Here is a 14,851-nt window from a genome sequence, read left to right as displayed (position 1 = left end):
CTATGATCCATAATCAAAAAATTATTCACACACCTTCAAATCCTTCTCAACCTGCTCTACGCTGATCAAGCCATTTTTATTGCCGAATGAATTGCCCAGGTAGGTAGTAACCTCAGCTATTTCAATAGGGGAAAGGCCGGATGGGGGCATTTTGTTATCATACATTTTGCCGGATACGCTGATAAAACCACTCATGCCGTTTTGTATGATGCAGGCTAACTTATTTTTGTTTTTGCTGATGTAAGCGGTATCGGTAAGTGGCGGTATCAAAGCCGAAAGGCCTTCACCTTTGGTGCCATGGCAGTTCTGGCAGTTTTGCTGGTAAAGCAGCTTACCGCTGGTATAGTAGCGGGTATATTCTATTTGACTCTCGTTTTGGCATGATACAGCTATGGTTAATATAACCATTAAGCCCGAAAGAATTATACCGGCTTTTTTCATTTGCCTTGCTGTTCAGGGTCGGCACGCAGGGTTTTAATATCTTTAATCAATTTGGCAACTTCCTTTTCATCAGTGCCGATATATGATCCGCGAATGCGTTTTTGTTTATCAATCAGGATGAAATAACCATCGTGAATAAATTTTTCTTTGGCATCCTCGCGCGGTGTAGTTACTAAGTAGCTTCTTGCTAAATTATAAGTTTGCTCTTTTTGCCCTTGCACCAGCCACCATGTATTGCCGGTTATATCAAGCGCGTCGGCATATTTTTTCAGCACGGGTACGCTGTCATATTTAGGATCGATGGTAAACGAAAGAATACTTACATCACCGGCATCTTTAAACGCTTTGTATACGTTAAGCATATTACGATGCATCACCGGGCATATAGAAGGGCAGGTGGTAAAGAAAAAATCGGCCACGTAAATTTTACCATCCAGGCTTTTATCCGTAATGCTATCACCATATTGATTTACGAAGCTGAATGAGGGTATGGTATGGTAAACCGTATCAGTTTGTTGCTGCCCGTTAACCGTTTTGGTTACTGCCTCGCGTTCGCCATATATAGGTAGTTTTTTATCGCCGGAATTATTGAACTTGCACGAGCTTAGTGCAACTATCGCTATTAAGGGTATAAATAAATACTTCATTATTATTTATGGGTTAATAAAAACTGCCAGGATGCTTTAATGGCTTTTTTAGTTACTGAATCCACTTCCGCGATCTTTATTTTTTGGCCTGCCAGGTATTTTATCGCTTCATCATGTGTTTTTTTGGAATAGTCCGGCTCAAATTTATGCATCCAATCGCCCATGGCTTCATCGGCATTTTCAAGTTGTTTGCTCAACAGCGAAGCCGAATCTTTAACCGCTGGCATAGTACTTACCTTGGCCATACTGTCCAGCTTGGTTCTGTTCTCCATAATCATACTCTCGTAATTCATTACTTCGTTATGGATATCCATCACCTCATTAAACAATATTTTCTCCTGCGCTTTATTTTTCTCAGCATCGGTGCATCCTACACCTAAAAAAACAGGCATCAGCAAATAAATAATCTTTTTCATCATAAATAAGTTAAGCAAATATAGGCAACTTATTCTCTGATAAAAGCAATGTAATCTGTAGTTGGTAGCTCAATTATCCCGGTGCTTTTTAATAGCTGGCCTATTTGCGCCCGGTGATGGGTGCCATGGTTTACAACATGCGTTATAATATTGAACAGGCTATCCGCATAAGGTACGCCTTTAGTGGTTTTGTAATGAATAACCTCATCCCACTGATCGTCTTTTATGTTGGAGAGAAATACCGTCCAATCATCATGGTTTTGGTTAAGGGTAGGGCCAAACATCATAGGTTTCCAGCCGGGCCAGATTTGCAGGTCGGGTGAATTATCAAACCCTTTGCAGCGGTTTAACCAGCTTTGTTGTGTAACCAGCAGGTGTGCCATTATTTTTATAGCATGTTGCGGCGCGGCCGGCCGGATGAGCATATCATTGAACAACTGGTTGCAATGATAATCATAGTCAAAAAGAGTTATAAAGTGCTTTTTTAAATTTGGCATAACACAAATGTACTTCACACATAATGCTGTAATAGCCTTCATAATGTCAGTATTACCTAATTAACAATCTGATAACAACAATTGTACAGTAATTTGACAATACAAAAGTAGATTTACTAAACCAAAGCGAACTACTTATGAAAACTTTAAAATTCATCAGCTATCTGTTTGGCCATCTGCGCGAATGGATGGTAATTAAAAGCATGCGTTCATCCTTTATCCATTAATGTATTATAAATTGCTTTGTAAATACAATTTAAATACACATTTTGAGCTGCGTTTTAGCTCAAATTAATGGAAGTATCTGCCTCAAATTCTAAACTGCTCCGGCAATCATTTGGTGATGATTTTGCATGGGGGGTGTCAACCGCCGCTTTTCAAACTGAGGGCTCCTGCGCTCATGATGGAAAGGGTGAGTCTATCTGGGATAATTTTACAGCCCGGAAAGGCAAGATATTAAATGGCGACCATGCCCAAACCGCCTGCGATTTCTACAATTCTTACAAACAGGATATTGACCTAATCAAGCAACTCAACATCCCCAATTTTCGTTTTTCTATCGCCTGGACCCGAATATTACCCGATGGTATCGGCCAGGTTAATCAGCAGGGGATCGACCATTACAACCGGGTTATTGATTATTGCCTGGAAATAGGTATTGAACCCTGGATCACCCTGTATCATTGGGATTTACCCCAAGCGCTTGAAAATAAAGGCGGCTGGACTAACCGTGACGTGGTAACCTGGTTTAGCGAGTATGTTAGCATTTGCGCTAATGCTTTTGGCAAGCGTGTAAAAAACTGGATGGTAATGAACGAGCCTGCCGTGTTTACCGGCGCAGGCTATTTCCTTGGAATTCATGCACCCGGCCGTACCGGGTTGAGTAACTTTTTACCGGCAATCCATCATTCCGTACTAAGCATAGTTGCAGGCGCGAAAATTTTGCGGGAATTATGCCCGGGTATAAATTTAGGCACTACATTTTCCTGTTCGCATATTGAGCCTTATTCAGTTCATCCGCGTAACGTTAACGCTGCCAAACGTGCCGATGCGCTGATTAACCGCTTGTTTATTGAACCTATACTTGGATTAGGGTACCCGATGGATGATTTACCGGTACTGAAAAAACTGAAAAAATACTTTCATCTGGGTGATGAGGATAGATTGAGCTTTGATTTTGATTTTATCGGTATTCAGAATTATACCCGCGAGATTGTTAAGTATTCGTTTTTTACGCCGTATTTAAGTGCAAAGTTAGTTAAAGCTGAAAACAGGGGAGTACCCTTAACTGATATGCGGTGGGAGGTATACCCGCCTGCTATATACGAGGTGGTTAAAAAGTTTAATGCCTACAAGCAGATCAAAAAGCTAATAATTACCGAAAATGGGGCGGCGTTTCCGGACAGGGTTGAAAATAATACTGTAAATGACACTAAGCGGGTAGCGTATCTGCAAACGCATTTACAGCAACTTTTAAAAGCTAAAAATGAAGGCTATAAAGTTGATGGTTACTTTGTTTGGACGTTGACCGACAATTTTGAATGGGCCGAGGGTTATCATCCGCGTTTTGGATTGATCTATATTGATTTTGCCACCCAAAAGCGTATCATCAAATCATCCGGTAAGTGGTATGCTGATTTTTTAAAAGATATCGTTTAGCAGTTCTTCGGAATTCTTACAAAAAAAACAGTACCTGCTGGTTTGGCTTCTTCAAACCAGATTTCGCCATTGTGTTTTTCGATAATCTGCCTGCAAATGGACAGGCCTAAACCCGATGATGCCTCGCCGGAGGTACCTTGCCTTTTTGCATCGGTAAAAGGGTTGAAAATATGGTATTTTAAATTATCAGGAATGCCAATGCCTTCATCCTGAACACTTATTAATACATGATTTTCCAAGGCGGAAACCGTGATTTTTATTGTTTTATTATTCCCGGTGAATTTAATGGCATTGCTGATGATATTGGTAACAACACGTGTAATTTGCGCCCTGTTTATCAAGGCCTTAGCTTCATTAATACTTGGTTCAAAAAATAATTGTTGTTCTTTTTCTAAAGCCTGGTATTTAAGGGTGTTTATCGATTCGCTTAAAATATGATTGATATTGGCTACCTGAGTGGCGTTCTCCTGAGAATCAAGGTTAGCGGAATAAATAACATCCTGGGTAAACTCCAGCGAACTGGCTGTGATGTTGCGTATATGGTTAATGTATTCTTTGATCTCGTCAGTAAGTTGGCCGCGCCGCAATATCAGTTCTGTAAGCGAAAAGATAGTAGATAATGGGTTTTTAAGATCATGCGCTATGGCATATAGTGTTTTGCTGCGGTCTAAAGCTTCCAACTGCTCTGCTGCCTGTTTTGATCCTTTAATAATTTGAGGAGTCGCGGATAAATTACCATCATTGTGGCCCCTGGTGTGCTCAAAGTTATTCCCGGTCTTGTTTAAAGCCGACAACGGATTGATGAAATTAGAATCCATAGAGATCCAAGGGGTTCAAATTGTTTTTAAACGGATACTTTAATTTAGCGTATACGTTAAACCTGTAACCAAAGTTTAACCAACGTTAACTAAACGTATTGTTTTCAGATAAATTTTAGGCTACAACCTTAGAATTTAACAATTTGATATAAAAGGTGGTACCACATTCTTCATTGCTTTCAAACCAGATGCTTCCGTTATGCTTTTCAACTATTTGTTTGCAGATGGATAAGCCTAACCCGAATGATTTTTCGCCACCGGTTCCTGGCCGTTTGGCATCGGTAAACATATTGAATATCTGATTTTTTAGTTTATCGGGAATGCCGATGCCACGGTCATTAACCGATATTTTTACACCTTCACTATCTTCAATAACCCTAACATTAATAGTTGAACCGAACAGGCTGAACTTAATGGCGTTGCTGATAAGGTTACTGATAACGCGCCATATTTTTTCGCGGCTGATGTATAGCTCTTTATCATGCATGAGCAATTCCATGGTGATGTCCTGCTTTTTTTCGGCTGCTTTAAAACGCAGTAGTTCCACACTATTACTTACCAGCGCGTTAATTTCAACTTGCTCCATTTTAAGCGGGGCGCTGGTGTTGTTTGCAATTTCCATAATCTCGTTAATCAGTTCTAACGAGTTATAGGAGGTTTCTTTTATCAATTTGACCAGATCCTGCTGCTCCGGGGTAAGGTTGCCATCATCAATCATGGCCGTAGTTAATGATGCAATGCCGCCAAGCGGGTTTCGCAGGTCATGCGCCACGGTGCGTAATATCCTATCCTTTTCACGGCTGTTGATATTTAGTTCAGTAAGTGCATTGGCAAGCACCTGGTTTTGCTCATTGATCTGCTCGTTGAGCTTATTAACTACCCGGTACTCGTTGCGGGAGCGTTTCCAGTTTCTATAAGTTAAAAATATAATCAGCAATAATAAAGCACCGGCACCAAATGCAACTATGAGGTAAACGCGTTGTAAATTATTGTTATTACTAAGCAGGGTTATTTTACGTTCATTTTCATAACTTACAACTTGTTTGGTAATATCACTGGCTATAAGTTCGCTGAGTTTTTTATTGATGGAATCCTTTTTAACATCATAAGCCTGCAGGTGCATTGATGCCTTTTCAAATTGCTTTTGCTTTAAGTAATACTGCGCAATTAAATGGTTCCATTCGGCAACGGCTTCTTCATTTTTTAAAGTATCAAATTGCGATTGTATCGTATTTAAAACCGCTTTAAGCGAATCAATGTAATTACGTTGTAAGTATAGCTTGGCCAGCTTGATCTCCGTAAGCTGAGCGTCGCTATTGTCATTCCCCTTACGTAAGTTAATAGCGATGCTCTTTTTTAGTAAAGATGACGCTTCAGCCAGTTTGCCCTGACGCTGGTATATTTCTGCAATGTTACCATAAACAACACCGCGGGCAACATCGAAATAATCATTCAATACTTTTGGGCGATAAACAGGCTCTTTATCATTTATATATTTTAAAGCCCTATTGAAATAAATTAAGGCGCTATCATTTTTTTGGAGCTTTTTATAGCACAGGCCTATATTATCCAGAACCTCTTGCCTGCGGTAAAACTGAACAAATTCACCTGTTTCATGGCTTTGGCTAAAGCTCTCCTGAAAATATTTGCGGGATAGCTGGTAATTACCCTGCCTAAACATGATAAGCCCCATGCGGTAGGTAAATTCACTTAGCGTGATTTGGTTAAGGGTGTTTTGAGCAGCAAGGTAGGCCTCATAATATTGCTGGTAGGCTTCGGTATAACGTTTCAGGTCAAAAAGCGCGTCGCCTTTTGAAAAGGTTGCCTCTGCTAGGTTCTCCGCGTAATGTTTATCCTTTTTGTTTTTATTAGCATAATACACCATGGTATCAGCATAGGGGAGGCTCTTTTCAATTTCGCCCTGGCCGCGGCGTAACACCATATAGTGCACGCCGTATTTGCGTACATAATCACCAATGGTGGGGTTCACTATGGTTTTAAATCCTGAATCAATATACCGTAAACCCCCGTCGTTTTTACCCATTTGTAAAAGCTTGTTGGCTTTGTTTAGTACGGTATTAAATTCAGGAGTAAACCTGTCATTTTTAGGTTTAGGCTTTTGCTTGCACGAAGCCATTAAAAAAAGCGCTATAATACAAGCCTGCCAATAAAAGCCGTTTGCTTTAAGGTTTAAAGGTTTAAAAAAAATAATCAAGGGGATGTGGGCAATAGTTTATAAACAAATATATATAATTATGTATAAGTTAATCATATTAACAATTAAAAAATACTCAATAATAATTGATCCAGTGTATCAATTATTGTTAAGTAAAAATAAACGTTTGCACCGGGTATGGTATTTATACTAATTTTGGTGGATGGTTACAGTTAGTTTAAACGGAGCTGAATTTTTTGCCTACCACGGCTTTTATCCTGAAGAGCAACTTATAGGTACTAACTATGAGATAGATATTTCGGTAACCTTTGATCCTGTTGCTGAATTAAACGAGGATGAGCTCAGTAATACCGTTAATTATGAAGTGCTGTATGATATTTGCTGCACCGAAATGAAAAAGCCCCGCAAGCTTTTAGAAACGGTTGCCACTTCAATTATCGACCGGTTAAAAGAGCAATTTCAATTTGCTGAAATAATTGATATTACCCTGAAAAAAATGAACCCACCTATGGGCGGGCTAATTAATCATTCGGCCGTACGCATTGCTTATAAAAAAAAGTAGCATCAATTTGTATTGAGTATAAGCGGCGGCTCATCATATTCTATCATACGCTGGCGCTCGTGCAAGGGGATAGGTATTGATTTGTTTGCCGAATAATCATAACTGATACATACAGTTTTGCCTGTTGTGCATATCTCTTCACCGTTTGGTGTTTGTTTAACCAACACATGCATCATATCAAAACTACTGTTACCAATGCGCGTGGTGCGAACATAGCATGATATTTTATCATCAAGCATTAATGGCTTCAGGTAATTAATTTCCGAACGTCCTAAAATAACACCTGCATTTTTTTGATCCCAGTTAATAGCTTCGCGCCAGTAGCTTGAACGGGCTATCTCAAAATAAGTAAGATAGATGGCGTTATTTACATATCCGTAAGCATCCAGATCTGAGAAACGAATAGGTATATCGGTTTTAAATCGGTAGTATGATAGATTTTCAGTCATTATTTGTCAAAAAGTCAGTTAAAGTTTATTAAAAGCGACATATTGTCGCTCGATTTTCCGCTAAAGTGCATTGGTACAACAGTTGAACAGGTTGCAACGAAGTTAATACTTTAAAAAAAATTAAAAACACTTAGGAGGATATAAAAATGACTTTAGTAAAATTTGGTAACAACAGGAACCGTTCAGTTAGTCCATTTTTCAGTGATGTATTCGATTCATTCTTGAATGATTCATTTGTAAGCGACCGTTTAACATCTCGTGTACCGGCTGTAAATATTGCCGAAACAGAAGCTGATTTTCATATTGAGCTGGCTGTACCCGGCCTTAAAAAAGAAGATTTTAAGATCAACCTCGACAAAAACGTTTTAAGCATTGCGGCTGAAAAGAAAGTTGAGGGTGTTGATGAAAGTAAAAAATACAGCAAGCGTGAATATAGCTACAACTCGTTCGTGCGCTCATTTACCTTACCGGAGTCTGCCGATCAGGCCCGCATCGAAGCTGATTATGTTGATGGCATCCTGAAACTTAATATCGCTAAGAAAGAGGAAGCTAAATTACAATCAAGAGAGATCGCTGTAAAATAAGTAAGTTTTGTTTTTCATAATAAAGTTGGTTTGATGTGAGGGCCGCCTGTAAGGGCGGCTTTCTTATTTTATGCTAAGTGGTCATGTTAATATCATTATAACAGGAGCATTGAAAAATATCTATCATTTTAATAGATATTTTATTTAAATCCATCTAACTTAGTATTCATAATTATATAAATAAGATAACATGAGCTTACGATTAGGAGATAAGGCGCCAAACTTTAAAGCGCAAACATCAGAAGGTGAAATAGATTTTTATGAATACCTGGGCGATAGCTGGGGTGTATTATTTTCGCACCCGGCAGATTATACGCCTGTTTGTACAACCGAACTTGGGCGCACCGCATCATTAAAACAGGAGTTTGATAAGCGCGATGTTAAGGTAATCGCGCTGAGTGTTGATGGTGTTGAATCGCACAAAGGCTGGATAAATGATATTAACGAAACGCAGAATGTTGAAGTGAACTTCCCGATAATCGCGGATGAGAACCGGGAGATCGCAGAGTCGTACGACATGATCCACCCCAATGCATCTTTAACCGCTACGGTGCGCTCCCTGTTTATTATCGCGCCCGACAAAACCATTAAACTGATCATTACTTACCCTGCATCTACAGGCCGTAACTTCCAGGAAATATTACGTGTGATAGATTCATTACAGTTAACTGCCAACTACAGCGTAGCCACACCGGCCGACTGGAAAGAAGGGGAGGATGTAGTGGTAGTGCCTGCTATAAAAACCGAGGATATTCCGGCAAAATTCCCTAAAGGATTTACTGAAGTAAAACCGTATTTGCGCTTAACGCCGCAACCAAATAAATAATTTTATTTGGATTAATTATTTTTTATATTTGAAAAGATAGATTTTTCTATTCCGCTCTGATTATCAATTCGTTTTATATTCAGTTTGGTTTTAGTAAATGCTTATTATCAACTATAACTTAATACGAATTTTATATGAAAACTGGAAAAGTAAAATGGTTTAACACACAAAAGGGCTACGGTTTTATTATCACCGATGATGGTAAGGATCTTTTTGTGCATTTTAAGGATGTTCAGGGCGGTGTTAACGCCATAAAGGATAACGACAGCGTGGAATATGAGATAGAAGATGGCAAAAAAGGCCCGCAGGCTGTAAACGTAAAAAAAGTATAAATATTCCATTTCATATTTTAAACCTCTGTGCTACAAGTACAGAGGTTTTTTTATGGAAAATATTTTAAGTTTACTGCCCACAAAACACACCAACTTATTATCTCAATGGCCAACGATATTTCAAGCAAGCAATCGCGCAATGTTGTATTCCTGGTACTGGTAGCCGCGTTAGGCTACTTTGTTGACCTGTATGACCTTATTATATTTTCAATAGTACGCATACAAAGCCTGAAGGATATTGGTGTGCCCGAAGCCGATATACAACACGAGGGTGTGTTTATTATTAATATGCAGATGTTGGGCTTATTGTTGGGCGGTATAATATGGGGCGTTATCGGCGATAAGTTTGGCCGGATCAAAGTATTGTTCGGATCAATACTATTGTACTCTCTGGCGAACATAGCCAATGGTTTTGTGCACGATGTTAATACATACGCTATCATCCGCTTTATAGCGGGTATCGGCCTGGCGGGTGAACTTGGCGCGGGCATAACGCTGGTTACCGAAACATTAAGTAAAGAAAAGCGCGGCTATGGTACCACCATAGTAGCGGCTATAGGTTTGTTTGGGGCGGTGGTAGCATCATTAGTAGGCAAGGAGGACTGGCGTACGGCGTACTTTACCGGCGGCGGACTGGGCTTTGTATTACTGCTGTTGCGTATGGGTACCTTTGAGTCAGGAATGTATAAACGGGCAGAGCAAAGCAGTGTATCCAAAGGCAATTTCCTGATGCTATTTACTAACCGTAAACGCTTTTTCAAGTATATCTGCTGCATTCTTATCGGTGCGCCGCTATGGTATGTGGTTGGCGTTTTAATTACCCAGGCGCCTGAGTTTGGTAAGGAGCTTGGCGCAACCGAACCGCTTAGTGCCGGTACAGGTGTTATGTTTACTTATATCGGCCTGTCCATTGGGGATATTTTCGCGGGTATTTTATCGCAGGTCACCAAGTCGCGTAAGCTAACCATGCTGATATTTCAGGTGGCATCAACTATAAGTGTTGTGGTTTACCTGAGCGCTAAAGGCATAACGCCCGATAAATTTATGTGGCTAAGCTTTATTATTGGCTTTTGCATTGGTTACTGGGCCACGTTCAACACCATTGCGGCCGAGCAGTTTGGTACTAATATACGCTCAACAGTAGCTACTACCGTACCTAATTTTGTTCGTGGTGCATTAATACCTATCAATTTCGCGTTTGATGCTTTGGTTAAACATTACGGCCGTATCACCAGCGGCTATATTATGCTATTTATATTAATCGGCCTTTCGCTTTTTGCATTGAGCCGGTTAAAGGAAAGCTTTAATAAAGATCTGGATTATATGGAAAGCTAACACCCCAACGGGTTAAATGCTTATTCAATTAACAAAATAATTACTTTTGCCCTGATGATAAGCAAAGAACAAGTAGCGGCAGATTACCGTATCATACAAAACGAAATATGCCTTGCACTGGAAGCTGTTGATGGCAAAAGCCGCTTTGAAGAGGAGCAATGGCAGCGCGATGGCGGCGGCGGTGGGCTTACCCGCGTAATACAAAACGGCAACATCTTTGAAAAGGGCGGAGTCAATTTTTCGGCAGTATACGGTCAATTGCCTGATACCATGAAGAAGGCTTTAAAGGTAGAGAATAATGATTTTTTCGCTACAGGGGTATCTATAGTTATTCATCCTAACCAACCGTGGGTGCCTATTATCCACATGAACATAAGGTATTTTGAAATGCCTACCAATGATCCGGAAAAACAACCGCTGCGCTGGTTTGGCGGGGGGATAGACCTTACTCCCCATTACGTGATCGACGGTGATGCGCAATATTTTCATGCTTACCTTAAATCGGTTTGTGATGCTACGCATGCTGATTTTTACCACCGCTTTAAGCAGTGGGCCGATGATTATTTTTTTATCAGGCATCGTGATGAAACGCGGGGTATAGGCGGTATATTTTATGACCGGTTAATAGCAAATGATGAGGTAAGCTGGGATGATATATTTGAGTTTTCTAAAAATCTGGGGCGTTCATTTATTCCTATTTATACCGAACTGGTAGAACGTAACCGCAATACACCTTTTACAGAGCAGCATCAGCACTGGCAATATTTGCGCCGCAGCCGTTATGCCGAGTTTAACCTGGTGTATGATGCCGGTACTAAATTTGGCCTGGAAACCAATGGCCGTATCGAATCAATATTAATGAGCTTACCGCCAACAGCCAAATGGGTATATAATTACACCCCCGAAGCGGGCAGCAATGAGGAGCGCACTTTGTCGTTATTGAAAAAAGGAATTAACTGGACCGAATAATGATAAAACGACTTTTAGTTTCAGCAATAGTGATAGCGTTATGCAGCTCTTTTAACGATACATCATTAAAAGGCCTGTGGCAATACTGTGGCGGCATGTTTAACGGAAAGTTATCCGGCGCGCCAACAGAATATATGTTGCAGCGAAAATACAAAAAGTCGAATTTTGAGGCATTTTTGCTTGAGCCGGGCCAAAAGGCTGTTAAATATGAAGTGGGCGACTATCAGTTAAAAGCCGACACCTGCTTTGAAACGCAAACTTATTGCAGCCAGCCCTCACAAACCCTCAATAAAACCATTACCTACACCTATACCATCAGTAATGATACGCTGAAATTTAAAGGTACTCTACCCAACGGCGCTATGGTAGAGGAGTATTGGAAAAAGGTTAAATAATCGTAACTAAATGCTTAACAGCATATTGTGCACATCGGCTGTTTTTACTAACATCAGTATCAAAAACCATATAAATTCTTAACTTCGCAGGTCGCTTGAGGTGCTCATAACCTAAGGCGGATCAGAGAAGATTTGTACTTTTTATAATATATAATGGCTGACGAAACAGGAAACGACAATCCACAAAGCGAAGACCGTATAATTTCGATTAATATTGACGAACAGATGCGATCCGCCTACATTGATTATTCAATGTCGGTTATCGTATCAAGGGCCTTGCCTGATGTACGCGATGGTTTAAAACCGGTTCACAGGCGTGTACTGTATGGTATGCTTGATCTGGGTTTGGCCAGCAATAAACCCTATAAAAAATCAGCACGTATCGTGGGTGAGGTATTAGGTAAATACCACCCACATGGCGATACCTCGGTATACGATGCCATGGTACGTATGGCGCAGGACTGGAGCCTTCGCTACCCTTTTGTTGAAGGCCAGGGCAACTACGGCTCAATAGACGGTGATCAACCGGCGGCTATGCGTTATACCGAAGCAAGGCTGCAAAAAATTGCCGAGGAGATGCTGGCCGATATCAATAAGGATACTATTGATTACCAGTTAAACTTTGACGACTCGCTGGAAGAGCCTACCGTTCTTCCTTCAAAAATACCTAACCTGCTGGTTAATGGTGCATCGGGTATTGCCGTGGGTATGGCAACCAATATGCCGCCGCACAACCTTACCGAGATAGTAAACGCTACTGTAGCGCTGATAGATAACCGCCAGATAGAAGTTTCGGAACTGATGCAATACATCAAAGGCCCGGATTTCCCTACTGGTGGCATTATTTATGGTTACGAAGGTGCCAAATTAGCTTTTGAAACCGGCCGTGGCCGTATCGTGATCCGCGCACGTGCCGAGATCGAGACTTATAATAACGATCGCGAACGTATTATTGTTACCGAGATACCTTACCAGGTAAACAAGGCGGTAATGATAGAGCGTACCGCCGAGTTAGTGAATGAGAAAAAACTTGAAGGTATATCGGCTATTCGTGATGAATCAAACCGCGAGGGTATCCGTGTAGTTTATGAAATTAAACGCGATGCTAATGCCGCTATCGTACTAAATAACCTGTACAAATATACTTCACTGCAAACCTCGTTCAGCGTAAATAACATCGCGCTGGTACAGGGCAGGCCAATGCTGCTCAATTTGAAGGACATGATCCATCATTTTGTTGAGCACAGGCATGAGGTGGTTATCCGTCGTACCAAGTATGAACTTGCCGAAGCTGAAAAGCGCGCGCATATATTAGAAGGTTTACTGATCGCGCTCGATCACCTGGATGAAGTTATTAAACTGATACGTGGTTCATCAACTCCCGATGAAGCACGAGAAGGCTTAATGGAGAAATTTGGATTAAGCGATATTCAGGCTCGTGCTATTTTGGATATGACCCTGCGCCGTTTAACCGGACTGGAGCGTGACAAAATTAAGGACGAATATGCCGCCCTGATGGAGCAGATCAATTACCTGAAATCAATACTTGCTGATGAAGGCCTGCGCATGAAAATCATCAAAGATGAACTGCTTGATGTTAAGGAGCGCTTTGGTGATGAGCGTAAAACCGAAATGGTGCATTCATCTGCCGAAATGCAGACCGAAGACTTTATTGAGGATGAGGATGTTGTAATCACTATCTCTCACGAAGGTTATATTAAGCGTACGCCGTTAACAGAATATCGTACGCAGGGCCGGGGCGGTAAGGGCTCACTGGGCAGCAACAGCCGCGATCAGGATTTTATTGAGCACTTACTGGTGGCATCAAACCACAACTATATGCTCTTCTTTACAGAGGCCGGGCGTTGTTTCTGGCTGCGTGTGTTTGAAATACCTGAAGGTACCCGTATATCAAAAGGCCGCGCGATACAAAACATAATCAATATTCCGAAAGAAGAGAAAATTAAGGCCTACATTAAATTAACCAGTCTTAAAGATCAGGAATACCTTGAAAATAACTACATTATTATGTGTACCCGTAAAGGTACCATTAAAAAAACCTCTCTTGAGGCCTATTCCCGTCCACGCGCTAATGGTATAAACGCTATCAATATTAATGAGGGCGACTCGTTATTAGAAGCAAACCTGACCAGTGGCAGCAGTGAGATTGTAATGGCGCTTAAATCAGGCCGTGCTATCCGCTTTAATGAGTCGACCGTAAGGCCGATGGGGCGTACCGCTACAGGTGTTCGTGGTATATCACTTGATAATGATAATGACGAGGTTATCGGCATGATTAGTATTGACAACCCTGAAACTACGGTACTGGTAGTATCGCAAAAAGGTTATGGTAAACGTACAGATATTGACGATTACCGTGTTACCAACCGGGGTGGTAAAGGTGTAAAAACACTAAACATTACTGAAAAAACCGGAAACCTTGTAGCCATAAAAGGTGTTACTGATGCAGAGGATCTGATGATCATTAACCGTTCGGGTGTTATTATCCGTATCGCTGTAAATGAACTGCGGGTTATGGGCAGGGCTACGCAAGGGGTGAGGTTGATCACCTTTAAAGGCAATGATGAAATTGCATCGGTAGCTAAGGTAGACCATGATCCGGAAGAAGAACTGACCGCTGTGGAAGGAGCTGAATTAGAAACTCCGGAAACAACTGAGACAGAAAATTCTGAACCACAAGCAGGAGCGGAGGACAAAGCCCCTGAAACTGATAACGAAGAATAA

Annotated in this window: 16 protein-coding genes; 9 read left to right on the top strand and 7 right to left on the bottom strand. The window is 41.0% G+C overall.

What is annotated here, in order from left to right; genetic code table 11:
- Window positions 1–21: 21 nt before the first annotated feature.
- Genes AC3WJC_RS08880 through AC3WJC_RS08865 form a run of 4 tightly spaced genes read right to left on the bottom strand, consistent with a single transcriptional unit; the run spans window position 22 to window position 2,001 of the window.
- Entirely contained in the window at window positions 22–441 is a 420-nt protein-coding gene (locus AC3WJC_RS08880) for a c-type cytochrome (protein WP_492398725.1), read from the bottom strand.
- Complete coding sequence (locus AC3WJC_RS08875) at window positions 438–1,088, bottom strand: SCO family protein (RefSeq protein ID WP_492398724.1); 651 nt, start codon at window positions 1,086–1,088, stop codon at window positions 438–440. Before AC3WJC_RS08875 ends, AC3WJC_RS08880 begins: the two co-directional genes overlap by 4 nt.
- 2 nt (window positions 1,089–1,090) lie before the next feature.
- Window positions 1,091–1,507 (bottom strand): hypothetical protein, encoded by a 417-nt coding sequence (locus AC3WJC_RS08870; RefSeq protein ID WP_492398723.1) that lies wholly within the window; start codon window positions 1,505–1,507, stop codon window positions 1,091–1,093.
- Window positions 1,508–1,533: 26 nt separating this feature from the next.
- Window positions 1,534–2,001: a DinB family protein gene (locus AC3WJC_RS08865; protein ID WP_492398722.1), complete on the bottom strand. Its 468-nt coding sequence runs from the start codon at window positions 1,999–2,001 to the stop codon at window positions 1,534–1,536.
- Between the two features lie 294 nt (window positions 2,002–2,295).
- Between AC3WJC_RS08865 and AC3WJC_RS08860 the strand changes: the two genes are divergently transcribed.
- Window positions 2,296–3,660 carry a GH1 family beta-glucosidase gene (locus tag AC3WJC_RS08860; protein ID WP_492398721.1) on the top strand — a complete coding sequence of 455 codons (1,365 nt, stop codon included), beginning with the start codon at window positions 2,296–2,298 and terminating at the stop codon, window positions 3,658–3,660.
- Here AC3WJC_RS08860 and AC3WJC_RS08855 read toward each other — a convergent pair.
- Both AC3WJC_RS08855 and AC3WJC_RS08850 read right to left on the bottom strand, forming a co-directional pair.
- Window positions 3,657–4,478 carry a sensor histidine kinase gene (locus AC3WJC_RS08855; protein WP_492398720.1) on the bottom strand — a complete coding sequence of 274 codons (822 nt, stop codon included), beginning with the start codon at window positions 4,476–4,478 and terminating at the stop codon, window positions 3,657–3,659. The genes AC3WJC_RS08860 and AC3WJC_RS08855 overlap by 4 nt on opposite strands.
- Window positions 4,479–4,593: 115 nt before the next feature.
- Entirely contained in the window at window positions 4,594–6,615 is a 2,022-nt protein-coding gene (locus AC3WJC_RS08850; protein WP_492398719.1) for a tetratricopeptide repeat-containing sensor histidine kinase, read from the bottom strand.
- A 241-nt stretch (window positions 6,616–6,856) separates the two neighbouring features.
- On the opposite strand from AC3WJC_RS08850, the gene folB reads away from it, so the two are divergent.
- Entirely contained in the window at window positions 6,857–7,216 is a 360-nt protein-coding gene (gene folB, locus AC3WJC_RS08845; RefSeq protein WP_492398718.1) for a dihydroneopterin aldolase, read from the top strand.
- Between the two features lie 2 nt (window positions 7,217–7,218).
- Here the strand turns inward: folB and AC3WJC_RS08840 are convergent, their stop codons facing one another.
- Entirely contained in the window at window positions 7,219–7,665 is a 447-nt protein-coding gene (locus AC3WJC_RS08840; protein WP_492398717.1) for an acyl-CoA thioesterase, read from the bottom strand.
- Between the two features lie 146 nt (window positions 7,666–7,811).
- On the opposite strand from AC3WJC_RS08840, the gene AC3WJC_RS08835 reads away from it, so the two are divergent.
- The 7 genes from AC3WJC_RS08835 to gyrA all read left to right on the top strand — a co-directional run bounded on the left by AC3WJC_RS08835 (window position 7,812) and on the right by gyrA (window position 14,851).
- Window positions 7,812–8,249, top strand: coding sequence for an Hsp20/alpha crystallin family protein (locus tag AC3WJC_RS08835; protein WP_492398716.1), 438 nt, complete (start codon window positions 7,812–7,814; stop codon window positions 8,247–8,249).
- Window positions 8,250–8,439: 190 nt separating this feature from the next.
- Window positions 8,440–9,075 (top strand): peroxiredoxin, encoded by a 636-nt coding sequence (locus AC3WJC_RS08830; protein WP_492398715.1) that lies wholly within the window; start codon window positions 8,440–8,442, stop codon window positions 9,073–9,075.
- 134 nt (window positions 9,076–9,209) lie between these two features.
- On the top strand, window positions 9,210–9,407 hold the full coding sequence (locus AC3WJC_RS08825; protein ID WP_492398714.1) for a cold-shock protein: 198 nt from the start codon (window positions 9,210–9,212) through the stop codon (window positions 9,405–9,407).
- 105 nt (window positions 9,408–9,512) lie between these two features.
- The gene (locus AC3WJC_RS08820; RefSeq protein ID WP_492398713.1) at window positions 9,513–10,742 is read left to right on the top strand and encodes an MFS transporter; all 1,230 of its coding nucleotides are present in this window, start codon (window positions 9,513–9,515) and stop codon (window positions 10,740–10,742) included.
- A 54-nt stretch (window positions 10,743–10,796) separates the two neighbouring features.
- Window positions 10,797–11,711, top strand: coding sequence for an oxygen-dependent coproporphyrinogen oxidase (hemF, locus tag AC3WJC_RS08815; protein WP_492398712.1), 915 nt, complete (start codon window positions 10,797–10,799; stop codon window positions 11,709–11,711).
- Complete coding sequence (locus tag AC3WJC_RS08810; RefSeq protein ID WP_492398711.1) at window positions 11,711–12,106, top strand: hypothetical protein; 396 nt, start codon at window positions 11,711–11,713, stop codon at window positions 12,104–12,106. Before hemF ends, AC3WJC_RS08810 begins: the two co-directional genes overlap by 1 nt.
- A 153-nt stretch (window positions 12,107–12,259) precedes the next feature.
- Entirely contained in the window at window positions 12,260–14,851 is a 2,592-nt protein-coding gene (gyrA, locus tag AC3WJC_RS08805; protein WP_492398710.1) for a DNA gyrase subunit A, read from the top strand.

Source organism: Mucilaginibacter sp. FW306-07-L (genome assembly GCF_058782065.1).
This window is presented reverse-complemented; position numbering and strand designations above follow the sequence as displayed.

Coding starts and splice junctions, on each gene's coding strand:
- hemF (WP_492398712.1), top strand. CDS start 10,797: ATGATAAGCAAAGAACAAGTAGCGGCAGATTACCGTATCATACAAAAC.
- AC3WJC_RS08835 (WP_492398716.1), top strand. CDS start 7,812: ATGACTTTAGTAAAATTTGGTAACAACAGGAACCGTTCAGTTAGTCCA.
- AC3WJC_RS08860 (WP_492398721.1), top strand. CDS start 2,296: ATGGAAGTATCTGCCTCAAATTCTAAACTGCTCCGGCAATCATTTGGT.
- AC3WJC_RS08855 (WP_492398720.1), bottom strand. CDS start 4,478: ATGGATTCTAATTTCATCAATCCGTTGTCGGCTTTAAACAAGACCGGG.
- AC3WJC_RS08865 (WP_492398722.1), bottom strand. CDS start 2,001: ATGCCAAATTTAAAAAAGCACTTTATAACTCTTTTTGACTATGATTAT.
- gyrA (WP_492398710.1), top strand. CDS start 12,260: ATGGCTGACGAAACAGGAAACGACAATCCACAAAGCGAAGACCGTATA.
- AC3WJC_RS08825 (WP_492398714.1), top strand. CDS start 9,210: ATGAAAACTGGAAAAGTAAAATGGTTTAACACACAAAAGGGCTACGGT.
- folB (WP_492398718.1), top strand. CDS start 6,857: ATGGTTACAGTTAGTTTAAACGGAGCTGAATTTTTTGCCTACCACGGC.
- AC3WJC_RS08840 (WP_492398717.1), bottom strand. CDS start 7,665: ATGACTGAAAATCTATCATACTACCGATTTAAAACCGATATACCTATT.
- AC3WJC_RS08810 (WP_492398711.1), top strand. CDS start 11,711: ATGATAAAACGACTTTTAGTTTCAGCAATAGTGATAGCGTTATGCAGC.
- AC3WJC_RS08820 (WP_492398713.1), top strand. CDS start 9,513: ATGGCCAACGATATTTCAAGCAAGCAATCGCGCAATGTTGTATTCCTG.
- AC3WJC_RS08850 (WP_492398719.1), bottom strand. CDS start 6,615: ATGGCTTCGTGCAAGCAAAAGCCTAAACCTAAAAATGACAGGTTTACT.
- AC3WJC_RS08880 (WP_492398725.1), bottom strand. CDS start 441: ATGAAAAAAGCCGGTATAATTCTTTCGGGCTTAATGGTTATATTAACC.
- AC3WJC_RS08870 (WP_492398723.1), bottom strand. CDS start 1,507: ATGATGAAAAAGATTATTTATTTGCTGATGCCTGTTTTTTTAGGTGTA.
- AC3WJC_RS08830 (WP_492398715.1), top strand. CDS start 8,440: ATGAGCTTACGATTAGGAGATAAGGCGCCAAACTTTAAAGCGCAAACA.
- AC3WJC_RS08875 (WP_492398724.1), bottom strand. CDS start 1,088: ATGAAGTATTTATTTATACCCTTAATAGCGATAGTTGCACTAAGCTCG.